Origin of the sequence: Calderihabitans maritimus, assembly GCF_002207765.1 — a bacterium.
Taxonomy (GTDB): domain Bacteria; phylum Bacillota; class KKC1; order Calderihabitantales; family Calderihabitantaceae; genus Calderihabitans; species Calderihabitans maritimus.
This window is the reverse complement of sequence record NZ_BDGJ01000070.1, coordinates 1-12438: the sequence shown is the minus strand read 5'-3', so window position 1 is coordinate 12438 and position 12438 is coordinate 1. Positions and strand designations below refer to the sequence as shown.

At 48.1% G+C, this 12438-nt stretch carries 13 protein-coding genes and 1 pseudogene; 12 read left to right on the top strand and 2 right to left on the bottom strand.

What is annotated here, in order from left to right; translation table 11 throughout:
- Positions 1–100: 100 nt before the first annotated feature.
- Both KKC1_RS16005 and KKC1_RS06630 read right to left on the bottom strand, forming a co-directional pair.
- Positions 101–250, bottom strand: coding sequence for a hypothetical protein (locus KKC1_RS16005; RefSeq protein ID WP_153802849.1), 150 nt, complete (start codon positions 248–250; stop codon positions 101–103).
- An 18-nt stretch (positions 251–268) separates the two neighbouring features.
- Positions 269–724: a hypothetical protein gene (locus KKC1_RS06630; RefSeq protein ID WP_088553695.1), complete on the bottom strand. Its 456-nt coding sequence runs from the start codon at positions 722–724 to the stop codon at positions 269–271.
- 207 nt (positions 725–931) lie between these two features.
- Here KKC1_RS06630 and KKC1_RS06625 point away from each other — a divergent pair, with 207 nt between their 5' ends.
- The 12 genes and pseudogenes from KKC1_RS06625 to KKC1_RS17420 form a co-directional block, all read left to right on the top strand.
- The gene (locus KKC1_RS06625; RefSeq protein WP_088553694.1) at positions 932–1477 is read left to right on the top strand and encodes a hypothetical protein; all 546 of its coding nucleotides are present in this window, start codon (positions 932–934) and stop codon (positions 1475–1477) included.
- Between the two features lie 15 nt (positions 1478–1492).
- Positions 1493–2362, top strand: a complete 870-nt coding sequence (locus tag KKC1_RS06620; protein WP_088553693.1) for an NAD(+)/NADH kinase — start codon at positions 1493–1495, stop codon at positions 2360–2362.
- Positions 2355–2924, top strand: a complete 570-nt coding sequence (mnmM, locus tag KKC1_RS06615; protein WP_088553692.1) for a tRNA 5-(aminomethyl)-2-thiouridylate-methyltransferase MnmM — start codon at positions 2355–2357, stop codon at positions 2922–2924. The genes KKC1_RS06620 and mnmM overlap by 8 nt, the downstream gene beginning before the upstream one ends.
- A 20-nt stretch (positions 2925–2944) precedes the next feature.
- Positions 2945–3397 carry an arginine repressor gene (argR, locus tag KKC1_RS06610; RefSeq protein WP_088553691.1) on the top strand — a complete coding sequence of 151 codons (453 nt, stop codon included), beginning with the start codon at positions 2945–2947 and terminating at the stop codon, positions 3395–3397.
- 18 nt (positions 3398–3415) lie between these two features.
- Complete coding sequence (recN, locus tag KKC1_RS06605; RefSeq protein ID WP_088553690.1) at positions 3416–5101, top strand: DNA repair protein RecN; 1686 nt, start codon at positions 3416–3418, stop codon at positions 5099–5101.
- Positions 5102–5413: 312 nt separating this feature from the next.
- The gene (gene spoIVB, locus KKC1_RS06600) at positions 5414–6769 is read left to right on the top strand and encodes a SpoIVB peptidase (protein ID WP_088553689.1); all 1356 of its coding nucleotides are present in this window, start codon (positions 5414–5416) and stop codon (positions 6767–6769) included.
- A gap of 123 nt (positions 6770–6892) precedes the next feature.
- A complete protein-coding gene (gene spo0A / locus KKC1_RS06595) occupies positions 6893–7657 on the top strand; it encodes a sporulation transcription factor Spo0A (protein ID WP_088553688.1) in 765 nt (254 codons plus the stop codon).
- 418 nt (positions 7658–8075) lie between these two features.
- Complete coding sequence (locus KKC1_RS06590) at positions 8076–8579, top strand: 4Fe-4S dicluster domain-containing protein (RefSeq protein ID WP_088553687.1); 504 nt, start codon at positions 8076–8078, stop codon at positions 8577–8579.
- A gap of 28 nt (positions 8580–8607) precedes the next feature.
- Entirely contained in the window at positions 8608–10518 is a 1911-nt protein-coding gene (cooS, locus tag KKC1_RS06585) for an anaerobic carbon-monoxide dehydrogenase catalytic subunit (protein ID WP_088553696.1), read from the top strand.
- Positions 10519–10532: 14 nt separating this feature from the next.
- Positions 10533–11831, top strand: a complete 1299-nt coding sequence (locus tag KKC1_RS06580) for an NAD(P)/FAD-dependent oxidoreductase (RefSeq protein WP_088553686.1) — start codon at positions 10533–10535, stop codon at positions 11829–11831.
- 82 nt (positions 11832–11913) lie between these two features.
- Positions 11914–12306, top strand: a pseudogene (locus tag KKC1_RS06575) (arsenic resistance protein); the annotation flags it as partial.
- A 49-nt stretch (positions 12307–12355) separates the two neighbouring features.
- Positions 12356–12438 (top strand): helix-turn-helix domain-containing protein (locus KKC1_RS17420; protein WP_153802850.1); only part of this gene is annotated, 83 nt, incomplete at its 3' end.

Genomic DNA, 12438 nt, shown 5'->3' with positions numbered 1-12438 from the left:
AATGCAACCCAGTCATTTCAAGGGTTTCCGGTTGTCGGGTCATTGATTTTGAAGATTAACTGTCAAAGATGAGTAAAGAGGGAACTTTTCAGATGTTTCTTCAACTCTCCTTGTTTTCCCCGTCAAACAACCTTAAAGTTTGAATTAATCTTTCTTTTTCCTTCTCGAGCAACTGAAATAACTCACTTTTGGACTCAAGTTGTTGAGTGAGTTGTTGAATAATATCAAGCTTATTAGATGCATCATTCATAAAATATACCCTCCCCCCTTACACCCTGAGCAGCACGACTTTATCCACGTCTAGAACGTCTCTACCTGAACCTTGCGCTTTACTAAATATAATCCGGGCCGTCTTGGCATTGATGGGGGCGTTTTCGGTTGCATCTACGTATGTCAGCCAGAAAAACTGAGTTCCGGTCGTAGCGGAAGGGATGAACAGGCTGAGACCGATGCCGATGACGGTACCGGTAGCGTCTAGCCACTGTACTTGCACTGTAAGGTCACCCGGATTAAAGGAAAGAGGTGCTTCAACTGCAAAGCTCAACAGGAAAGACAGTCTTTTATACCCATCGATGGGTATGTCCTGGAACAGGCTGGCAATGCCCGGACCCAGTCGCGCAGCCGCAGTACCCTCAAACGGATTGACGTCCGCGGGCGTCACATTAGTAGCCGTCCAACCCGCCAATCCTGCTTCAAAACCTGGGTTTTGAACAAGATTAGGCATTTGTTTCCCTCCTAAGCGCTTTTTGGCAAGATTAGAGAAGCTTCTCACTACCAACATATGTATCAGTCCGGCTATTTGTTAAGCAGAATGATCAATAATTGCGGATAATATATTTTAGGTTTCTCCTAAATTCGTTTTTGTAGCAGGGAATGACGGCAGAGGATTTTCACAAGAGGGTGTAGAATAGCTTACCCGAGGTGCTTTTCGGTGAAGCCATTTGACTTTTTTATTGTAGGCCTTTTAGTTGGTTGTCTTCTGATTTATAATATCTCTAAATATTGGCAACGTTATCGGTTGAAGAGAAAACTAAGTGTGGCTCGCAGAGCGGAAAAAGAAGCAGTAAAATTTTTGGAAGCGAACGGCTATCATATCATCGACGTCCAAAAACGCGTTCCCGTTCGAACCTATGTGGACGGGAAAGCTCACCTGAACAGTGTGGTGGCCGACCTGGTGGTGCGCAAAAACGGGCGTACCTACGTGGTAGAAGTTAAAAGCGGAAAACAAGCCCGCAGGGTAACCAGCGCCAGGACCCGGCGTCAGTTACTAGAATATTTTCTTATTTATCGTCCTGACGGGATTCTATTGCTGGACATGGAAAATCGGCAGTTGCGAGAAGTTGCCTTTCAGGTAAGACCGGTCGCGCTCTCTCGTCGCCGCCTGATAATGAGTCATGCCCTAGCATTGGCGGTAGGGATTGCGCTGGCTACTATTTTTTTCTGGCTGGATAGCTTTTTGGGCTTTCAGTTTTGGTAACGTAGGGGTGAATTCATGCGGCGTATCGGTTTAATTTTTAACGAGCAGAAGAAAGATGTTCTTCAGACAGCTCAGTACCTTATCCAATGGCTGGAGGACAGGCGGGTAAAAGTCTTTTTAACGGAAGACCATCAGAAGGCTTTGGGGAAGGCAGATGCAGAACGGTTTGAGACAACGGTTGCCGATAATGTCGATTGCGTCCTGGTTCTGGGAGGAGATGGCACCTTATTGAGTACCGCCCGCGCCTTGGCAGTCAAGGGTACGCCTATTTTAGGCATTAACATGGGACAGTTGGGATTCTTAACGGAAATTGAATTACCCAGCATGTTTGAAGACCTGGAGTTGCTCCTGCGGGGGGAATATTTGATTGAGGAAAGAATGATGCTGGAAGCCCGGGTGGTCCGAAATAATACGACGGTAGATAGATTCCTTGCTCTTAATGATGTGGTAGTGACCAAAGGTTCTTTTTCAAGAATGATCTACCTGGAAACTTATGTATCCCAACATTATGTAGATACCTACCGGGCCGATGGACTTATTGTTTCTTCTCCCACCGGGTCAACAGCGTATTGCATGTCTGCCGGCGGTCCGCTGGTTTCACCGGAAGTAGAGGTAATGATCATTGTCCCTATATGTCCCCATACCCTTTATGCCAGGCCGTTGGTGGTAGCCTCCCATCAAGAGATAAAAGTTGTGGTCCGTTCTAAACTGGCCGACGTGGCGGTAACGGTAGATGGCCAGCACGGGGTTAAGCTGGAGGAAAACGATGAAATTACAGTGGGAAAAGCTCCTTTCAAGACTAAGCTCATCCGGTTGAAAGGTCGTAATTTTTACGAAGTATTGCGGGAAAAGCTCCGGGGAGAGGGAGGCGGAGCGTATGGTTAGAATTTTCCCCAATGCGGTAGTTGCGGCTCAAGAGGTGGTAGGTCGCGTTCTCCGGGAAGGGCAGACAGCGGTAGATGCTACGGCTGGCAATGGTCATGATACTCTTTTTTTAGCTAAGCAGGTGGGACCCGGTGGAAAAGTATATGCCTTCGACATTCAGCAAGAAGCGCTGGATATTACGGCTCGAAGGTTGCGCTCCAATGGTATTGAGACACAGGTCGATTTAATACGGGCAGGACACGAAAACATGGACCAGTATGTTAAAGAGCCGGTGCAGGCAGCAATGTTCAATTTGGGTTATTTGCCCGGTGGTGACCACCGGTGTATAACCCGTCCTGACAGTACGGTTCGAGCTATAGGGAAAGCTATGGAGTTGCTGCAGCCGGGAGGGATCATAACGATAGTGATTTACACCGGCCACCCCGGAGGAAGAGAAGAAGCGGAAGCGGTGGAAAAAATGGCCCGGGAGATTCCTCAGGAGGCGTGGGATGTGGTTCGCCTTGATTTTCCCAACCGAATTAACTTTCCTCCTTATCTTATAATAATCCAACGGCGATTCTAGTATAGGGAGGAGACGGCACGGTGAAAACTCGTCGCCAAAAGGAAATATTGGAGATCATAAACCGGAAACCCATTGGTACTCAGCAAGAGCTTGCGCGCGAGCTGAAGCAGCAGGGCTTTGAAGTTACCCAGGCTACCATTTCTCGTGACATAAAGGAGTTGGGATTAGTCAAGGTACCGGTAGGAAGAAATGCCTACCGCTACGCAGCGCCTTCCGAACGCCCAATGGGAAACGTCTACGCGAGACTACACCGTATGTTCCAGGATTCGGTGACCGAAGTGGATTACAGCGAAAACCTCATTGTGATAAAGACTTTGCCGGGAACGGCTCATGCTGTTGCTTCCTGGATAGACAAAGTGGAGTGGAAAGAGATAATCGGTACCGTGGCCGGCGATGATACCATCTTGGTAATAGTTAAGCCCAAAAGTGCCGTGTCTAAACTATTAAAAATGTTTCTCTCTTTTATGAAGTAGCTGCGGGGGGAGGCTCAGATGCTACTAGAGCTGGATATTAAGAATTTCGCCTTAATTGAAGAACTTAAAATACAGTTTGCTCCCGGGTTGAACGTGTTAACGGGAGAGACAGGGGCCGGTAAATCTATTATCGTAGATGCTGTATCCCTCCTTTTAGGAGCTAGGGCTTCCAGCGAGTACATTCGTACCGGCGCTTCCAGAGCTGTTATTTCCGGACTTTTTGATTACAAAGGGATGGAAAATTTGGCAAGAATTCTAAATGAACTGGGCATTGAAGAGGAAGAAGACTGTATCCTACTTCTTTCCCGGGAAATTTTAAGAAACGGGAAAAATGTGTGCCGTATTAACGGGCAGGCGGTAACTCTGTCGATGTACCGCCGGGTGGGAACCTATCTGATTGACATCCACGGCCAATATGACAATCAGTCCCTGCTGGAACCTCGCCAGCAGCTATACCTTCTGGACAGTTTCGGAGGAGAACAATTGCTTAAGCTCAGAAAGCGGACTGAAATCCTGTTTGAAAAAATCCGCCGCGCGGAAGAGGAATTAAGAACTTTAGAAGGCGATGAATTAGATCGGGCCCGGCGTATAGACCTGCTCCGGTATCAGTTGGAGGAAATTGACAGGGCTAACGTGGTACCGGGGGAAGACAGGGAACTGGAAAGAGAACGGGCAGTGCTAGCTAATGCAGAAATGTTGGCGTCCGGGGTAAGTAGAGCCTACACATTCGTTTTTGCCGGTACCAACCGCCAGAGTTCAGCCTACGATTTAACCAGTCAGGCTATAAGAGAGCTTAAGGAACTGACGTCGGTCGATGATACGTTGCAGGGGTGTCTGGATTCTTTGGAAAATGCGCTTTATTTGTTGGAAGAAGTAGGATACCAACTGAGAGATTATCAGGCGCGTATGGAATACGACCCGCACCGTTTGGAGGAAGTAGAACAGCGCCTGCTGCAGATAGACGGGCTCAAGAAAAAGTACGGCCCTTCCCTAGAGGAGGTCCTGCAATACCGGGAAGAAATTGCGGCAAGTTTAGAGAATATGACTGCCTGCGAGGAGAAAGCAGGAGAAATAAGAGCCAGGATTAATGAACTGAAAGAAGAATACGCTGCCGTAACTGAGGAACTCAGTGGTTTGCGGCGGAAGGTTGCGGAACAGCTCAAAGGTGATCTTATCGAGGCTTTGCGTGACCTGGAGATGCCTCACGCCCGGCTGGATATTGTTTTTGCACCTGCCGAAGCAGGCCGCCTGGGAACGGATCGCGTAGAATTTACCTTTTCTCCCAATCCGGGAGAAGCGCTTAAGCCCCTGGCTAAGATAGCTTCGGGTGGGGAGATGGTGCGGGTCTTGCTGGCGTTGAAAAGTACCCTGGCGGAGGTAGATTCCATTCCTACTTTGATATTTGATGAGATAGATACCGGTGCCGGCGGCAAGGCCGCTCAGGCCATTGCTTCGAAATTGGCCCGGATAGCAAGTTTTCGTCAGGTTATATGTGTTACCCATTCTCCGATAGTAGCCAGCCGTGCCCATGAACACTTCTTTATTAGTAAGGAAACCATAGACGGCCGGACCTACACTAAGGTCAAAAAGTTGCCGGAAGAAGAAAGACGGCGTGAACTGGCTCGCATGTTGAGCGGCAGGGAAGACAGCAGCGTTGCTCTGAGGCATGCGGAAGAATTGTTAAAATATAGTAAAAAATCTTGAACAGTTAATTTAACTTTTCATTGCAGAAATTACCTAAAAGGTTAAATCGTTTGTCGCTTATGAACGCGGGCCGTTTGCCAATGTTAACCGTCCCTATGGCGTGTTTTTTATAGCATAAAAAGAATCAGATCAGGTTAAATTTAAATTTAGACTCGAGTTGTTAGCCTTTAGAGCCCGTTTAGCCGCTTAAAGGCTTTTGTTTTTTGGGCTATTTTTCTTTTAAAAGGCTACTTTTTGTCCTGGCCAGGGCGTCGCTTAACAGGAGTGGGGAGACCTAGGCTTTCATGGGGAATTGCCTAGGGAGTGATATTGGTGTGGAAGTTTAAGCGACGTGGGTTGGTTGGCCTGCTGCTTGTTTTTGGAACCGTGACTCTATGTCTAATGTGGGTTTGGCAAAGCCTCAACGGTTTGCCGGAAAAACAAAGTTTAACTGTGGGAGACGAACTGAAGGTCGAATTAAACTTTCCTGAAAATGTCTTAAAGCGTTTTAAAATCTATGTTGAGCCGGAAAATAAAGGAGTACTGGAGTTCCAGGGAAGTCACCTGGGGAAAAAAGTTATTAGTTTCGGAGATAATTGGCCGGTGGCAGTACAGCCCGGGACGGTAAATCTCCAGTTGCGCCTGTTTGGTATTTTTCCGATCAAGAACATGACTGTTCAGGTAGTTCCGGCCCTCAAAGTAATACCGGGAGGGCACTCAATAGGAGTTCTCCTTTACTCCGGAGGAGTAATAGTGGTAGGTTATTCTCCTATAATATTACAGGATGGTCGGAGGCGTTATCCGGCCCGCGAAGCAGGGTTAGAAGTTGGTGATGTTATTCTAAAAATTAATGATCAAAAGGTAAGGAATGACCAGGAGGCAATCAGACTGATTAATGAATGGGGCCAGGGAGGAGCTCCTATAGAAATTGTTTATAAACGAAAAGAGAGAACGTACAAGACCCGTGTGAAACCGCTCTTCTGTCCGGAAACGGGGCGGTATCGGATTGGTCTATTTATCCGGGATAGTGCTGCCGGCATTGGAACTCTTACCTTTTATGAACCCAAGGGCCGGATGTACGGGGCCCTGGGACATATTATTACTGATATCGAGAACAACCATGTCATCAAGCCGGGAGAAGGTCGAATTGTCAAAGCTTCCGTCCAGGGGATACAACCGGGTCGCCGGGGACAGCCGGGAGAAAAGATAGGCGTCTTTATAGAGGACCGAGAACTAACAGGGACTATTGATAAAAATACCCCCTTTGGTATTTTCGGCCGTCTAGCCACCCCCATAAAAAATCGGTACTATCGCCGCCCCATCCCTGTGGCTTTCGCTCATCAAGTTCAGGAAGGTCCGGCTCATTTGCTAACCGTAGTGAGCGGTGATAAAATTGAGAAATTTAGCATAAATATCGAAAAGGTAATCCACCAGGAGAAACCGGACGGAAAAGGACTGGTTATAAAAATTACAGATCCCCGTTTATTGGAGTTAACCGGCGGAATTGTACAGGGGATGAGCGGCAGTCCCATAATCCAAAATGGCAGGTTGGTCGGAGCGGTAACGCATGTTTTTGTCAATGATCCAACGCGAGGTTATGGAATAATGGCTGAGTGGATGTTGAGACAGACCATTCTCAAAACCAGGCAGATAAGTAGTCTGCCTGGTTTATTTATTTTTGCAATCTGAATCGAATTTTAGAGTAATTAGTAAAATTTTCATTTATTTTCGTATTTTACATATTAAAGAAGGATTATCCTTTTAAAACGTCGAAATGTATTGTGTCTTAATAATTAACAGGAGGCGGGATGTATGGGGGAATCAATTAGTATATTGATTGCAGATGACAACAAAGAACTTTGTGAATTATTAAAAGAATATTTAGACGAAGAAGAAGATTTTAAACTGGTGGGTATAGCGTATAACGGTTTGCAGACTATTAAAATGATTGAACAACATGAGCCGGATGTAGTTATTCTTGATATTATTATGCCTCATTTAGACGGTATCGGCGTGTTGGAGAAACTTAATAATACCCGGCTTAGCAAACGCCCTAAAATAATCATCCTGACTACGCTGGGGCAAGAGACGACGACTTTACGTTCCATCGAATTAGGAGCCGATTACTATATCCTCAAACCCTTTGATTTTCAAGTTCTGGGGACTCGAATCCGCCAGCTTGCCAATGGGGGAAACTCATCCAGCCAGGGACCCGTTCGCAGCAGAAACCTAGACGTGGAGGTAACCAGAATTATTCATCAAATGGGAGTTCCGGCTCATATTAAAGGTTACCAGTACCTGCGAGACGCTATACTCATGGTGATTGAAGAAGTAAATCTATTAGGTGCTGTAACTAAAGAACTTTATCCTATGATTGCCGAAAAATACAATACCACCCCGAGCCGGGTGGAAAGAGCCATCCGTCATGCTATTGAGCTGGCCTGGGACCGGGGTAACGTAGAGATGATGAACAAGTTCTTCGGCTACACCATTAACGTGGAGCGGGGTAAACCTACCAATTCCGAATTTATAGCCATGATTGCCGATAAGCTGCGCTTAGGAACAAAAGTGAGCTAAAGATTTGCGTAAATTTTGCAGGTGAGAAGGAATTACTTTTTTAATGTAGAATTAAAACAATTAGCAATGTCGATTCCTGTTCAATTTTTCCACCTTTTATAATAAACCCAGTTTTAATAAAGAGGTTCAAATATTTTTTTCGGGACCCACTGGTCTCGGTACACGATGTACCGGGGCCTTTTGTTACCTGAGTTCTTATGGGGTCGTTCTAGTTTGTCCAATCTTAATATCCTCTTAGCTGCGGGTACAATTAATTGACCGATAACTATACAGAATACTACCGCTGCTGTAAATTTTTTTGATTTTCAGAAGAATTCAACAAATTGTCTAATGGATGACATATTTTTTATGCTCTGTTCCAGTATCATGTAAAGTAGGTGAAGTATAGGACTGAAATTTATAGGAAGGAGGGAGACAGATGGACCAAATTTTGATTAGTCCGGAACGCTGTTTAGGGTGTCGCAGCTGCGAACTGGCCTGTGCGGTAGAACACTTTCCCGGTAAAGATCTATTTTTGGCGGTAGCTGCTGAGGAACCCCCGGTAGCCCGTATTTTCGTGGAGACTGACGGAAAAACCAACTTTCCCATGCAGTGCCGGCACTGCCAGCAGCCCCAGTGTGTCAATGCCTGCATGACTGGAGCATTAAGGCAGGATAACGAAACGGGCAAGGTTATATTCGGGCAAGACAAGTGTGTGGGCTGTTGGATGTGTGTTATGGCCTGTCCCTTCGGGGTAATTGTTCAAGACTGGCGCCAGAGGGTAGCCTTGAAGTGTGACCGCTGTCCCGACAGGGATGTACCGGCCTGTGCTGCTGCCTGCCCCACGGGAGCCATACGTTTTATGCCGGTACCGGACTATAGCAAGGAGAAAAGACAGCGCTACTTAACCATGTTTGTCGATGAAGAGGGACAAAATGATTAAAGCGGGCACCAGTAATAATTGGGGAGGGATGAAGATGTCGCTTGATAAGAAAACTATCGACCGGGCGGCACGACAAATGCTGGAGCGGACCCGCGCCGACGGGGTAAAAACGGTCTGGGACCGCCTGGAAGCCCAGCAACCGCAATGTGGTTTTGGATTATTGGGCATCTGCTGTCGTAACTGCCTCCAGGGGCCATGTCGGATTAATCCTTTTGGCGAGCCCAGCCGAGGTGTTTGTGGCGCCGATGCCGATACAATCGTGGCGCGGAACTTACTGCGCAGCGTTGCTGGTGGGACATCCGCCCATGTAGACCACGCTTATGAAGTCGTCGAGGCTTTGGATAAGATTGCAAAAGGCCAAATAGATTACCAGATACAAGATGAGCACAAATTGAAAGCCATTGCCACCAAGCTGGGACTGGAAACGGATCAAAAGGATATAACCACCTTGGCCGGGGAAGTTGCGGAAAAAGCCTTTGAATCCTTTACTAACCATACCTCCGAAACTATGGGCTGGCTTGCCGCCTGGGCCCCTCAAGAACGAATTGATACCTGGGGTAAGCTGGGGGTATTGCCCAGAAACGCCGATCGGGAAATCAGGGAAGCCATGCATCAGACTACCATGGGGGTGGATGCCGACCCCATCAATCTGCTGCTGGCAACTGTCAAACAGGGTCTGGTGGACGGCTTTGCCGGGTTAAAGCTGGCTACCGACATCCAGGATATTATTTTCGGTACTCCCCAACCGGTAAAAGCGGAAACTAACTTGGGGGTATTAAAGGCCGATCATGTAAACGTGGTGGTTCACGGACATGTTCCCTTGCTATCAGAAAAGATTGTGGAATGGTGCCGTCGGCTGGAAGAAGAGGCTAAAGCTGCCGGAGCGGCGGGAATTAACGTGGCCGGTATTTGCTGCACCGGTAACGAGGTTTTGATGAGACAAGGTGTGCCACCGGCTACCAACTTCCTGGGACAGGAGCTGGCCCTGGCTACCGGCGCTGTTGACTTGATGGTGGTAGATGCCCAGTGTATCATGCCTTCGTTAATCAACGTGGCCCAGTGTTATCACGGTGAAATCGTAACCACTATGCCCATTTCTAAGATTCCCGGGGCGCATCACGTACCTTTTACCCTGGAAGAAGCGGACCAGCAAGCTCGGGAAATTGTTCGCAGGGCCATTAATTCCTTTAAGAAACGGGATATGAACCGGGTACAGATTCCCGAGGAAAAAGTACCCATTGTGGCCGGGTTCAGTGTGGAAGCCATTATCGGTGCACTGGCTAAAATCAATGCTGAGGACCCCTTAAAGCCGCTGGTGGAAAGCATTAAGAACGGTGCTATTTTGGGTGCGGTGGGCACTGTTGGCTGTAACAATGTAAAATTTACCCAGGACCTGGTGCACGTGGAATTGGTTAAGCAATTGATTGCTAATGATGTACTGGTAGTAGCCACCGGTTGCTCTGCCCACGCCTTGGGTAAGGCAGGGTTGCTCCATCCCGATGCCACCAAGAATGTAGCAGGGCCCGGATTGAGACAGGTACTAACCGCCGTTGGTGAAGCTGCCGGACTGGGTGAGCCTCTGCCACCAGTACTCCATATGGGTAGTTGTGTGGATAACTCCCGCATAGGTGACTTGCTGATAGCGCTGGCCGACTACCTGGGAGTGGCAGTGAAAGACCTGCCGGTAGCAGCATCAGCTCCGGAGCCTCAGCATGAAAAGGCCCTGAGTATTGGGACCTGGGCGGTAGCCATGGGTATTTTGACCCACGTGGGATTACCACCCCATGTACTGGGTAGCGCTACTGTAAGCGGCGCTTTAACGGGACAACCCGTTGAATCATTGTTAGGTGGGAAGTTCTACGTGGAAGCTGACCCGGTGAAGGCGGCTGAGGGCTTAATCAATCATTTAAAGAGCAAACGTAAGGCCCTAGGCCTGTAACCGGAGGTACTGCCATGGCATATGTGATCATTGGCAATAGCGCCGCTGGGCTATTTGCCGCTGAGGCTATTCGCCAACACGATCGAGAACAGCCGTTGATCATTATCAGCGATGAACCCTACCCTGCTTACTCCCGCTGCCTCACCTCTTACTACATTGGGGGGCAGGTTACCGAGCAGCAGATGTACTTGCGCCCTCACGACTTCTACCAACGGCTGGGGATAGACCTGCAACTGAACCAGAAAGTGATTGGAGTAGACCTGGACAAAAAACAGGTAGTTACCCAAAAAGGGGATGCCTTTTCTTATACCAAACTACTGGTGGCTTCCGGGGCCTCTCCCCAAATGCCCAACATACCGGGAATTGACAGCCGGGGAGTTTTTGGCCTGAGGACTCTGGATGATGCCAAGGCCATTGCCGCCCGGGCTACCAAGGGAAAACAGGCGGTAGTTCTGGGTGGGGGTTTGGTCAGTTTAAAGGCCGCCTATGCATTGTGCCGCCGGGGAGTAGATGTGACTGTGGTGGTTACATCCAACCAGGTAATGTCCCAGGTGCTTGATGCAACCGCAGCGGCTATGGTGGAACAAAAGTTGACCGAGCTAGGCATTAAGTTTTTAAAAGGAATGGCAGTATCTGCCATAGAAGCCGACGGCAGCAATCAAGTATCCGGAGTTCAGTTGGCCTGTGGAGACAAGTTACCAGCCAGGCTGGTGTTAGTTGGTAAAGGGGTTAGGCCCAATACAGGTTTTCTAACGGAATCCGGTCTAGTAAAACACGCTGGGGACCCCTTACAGGTCAACCGGCAACAGGCCACTTCAGTTTCCGATGTATATGCTGCCGGGGACGTGGCCCTGAGCTATGACCTCGCCCGGGAAGAATACCGGCTTAATGCCATCTGGCCTAATGCCACGGAACAGGGGATGGTAGCTGGGGCCAATATGGCTGGAGCCACCAAGGAGTATCCCGGCTCAATCAGTATGAACTCCGCGGTGTTTGCCGACCTTTCAGTAATAGCCGCCGGTATTACCCGGCCTCAGGAAAATGATTACCGGGTCTTGACCGACGGTAATCCCCAGAAAGGGTATTACCGGAAACTGGTACTGGCTGACGACCGGCTGGTAGGTTACATTTTGGCTGGGGATACTTCCAGGGCTGGGCTTTACACGGGTTTGATTAAGAAACGGCACAGCATCAAAAACCTGAGTGAACTGTTGCAAGAAAAACCCCGCAGCTGGATTAGCCTGGCGGGACTAGTTGGAACAAATAGGGATAACTCTCTGCTGCACTTGATAAAGTTTGGTGACGGTACCTAAGGAGGCGTTAAACTTGGAGCAATCAGCTATACGCAAATTATCACTGCTCGATCGTTTCTTAACCTTGTGGATCTTTCTGGCTATGGCTGTGGGTGTGGCTTTGGGGTATTGGTTCCCTGGTATTGCTGACCTGCTGGACCGGTTATCAGTTGGTACTACTTCTATTCCTATTGCTATTGGTTTGATTGTAATGATGTACCCGCCTTTGGCGAAGGTAAATTACCGGGAACTAAACAAGGTTTTTAAAAACCGGAAAGTTTTAACCCTCTCCTTAATCCAGAACTGGATTATCGGTCCCCTGCTTATGTTTATTTTGGCTGTCATATTCCTGCATAATTATCCGGAATATATGGTGGGACTTATATTAATCGGGTTGGCTCGTTGTATTGCTATGGTAATCGTATGGAACAGCCTGGCCCAGGGAGATGCTGAATATGCTGCCGCCTTGGTAGCCTTCAATTCTATATTTCAGGTAAAAAGGTCGGCCAGAAACCGGGTCAAGAAAGCTATGGAGGCTATAGAAAATGTTGGTGAATAAGGCTTACCGGTACGAGCTTAAACCAAACAAGACCCAGCTTATTCTTTTGAAGAAACATGCTGGTTGTGC

What these genes read in the sequence shown, in the direction of transcription:
- KKC1_RS06630 (WP_088553695.1), bottom strand. Translation starts at nt 724, where the DNA reads ATGCCTAATCTTGTTCAAAACCCAGGTTTTGAAGCAGGATTGGCGGGT.
- KKC1_RS06580 (WP_088553686.1), top strand. Translation starts at nt 10,533, where the DNA reads ATGGCATATGTGATCATTGGCAATAGCGCCGCTGGGCTATTTGCCGCT.
- recN (WP_088553690.1), top strand. Translation starts at nt 3,416, where the DNA reads ATGCTACTAGAGCTGGATATTAAGAATTTCGCCTTAATTGAAGAACTT.
- KKC1_RS16005 (WP_153802849.1), bottom strand. Translation starts at nt 250, where the DNA reads ATGAATGATGCATCTAATAAGCTTGATATTATTCAACAACTCACTCAA.
- cooS (WP_088553696.1), top strand. Translation starts at nt 8,608, where the DNA reads ATGAAGATGTCGCTTGATAAGAAAACTATCGACCGGGCGGCACGACAA.
- mnmM (WP_088553692.1), top strand. Translation starts at nt 2,355, where the DNA reads ATGGTTAGAATTTTCCCCAATGCGGTAGTTGCGGCTCAAGAGGTGGTA.
- KKC1_RS06620 (WP_088553693.1), top strand. Translation starts at nt 1,493, where the DNA reads ATGCGGCGTATCGGTTTAATTTTTAACGAGCAGAAGAAAGATGTTCTT.
- spo0A (WP_088553688.1), top strand. Translation starts at nt 6,893, where the DNA reads ATGGGGGAATCAATTAGTATATTGATTGCAGATGACAACAAAGAACTT.
- KKC1_RS06590 (WP_088553687.1), top strand. Translation starts at nt 8,076, where the DNA reads ATGGACCAAATTTTGATTAGTCCGGAACGCTGTTTAGGGTGTCGCAGC.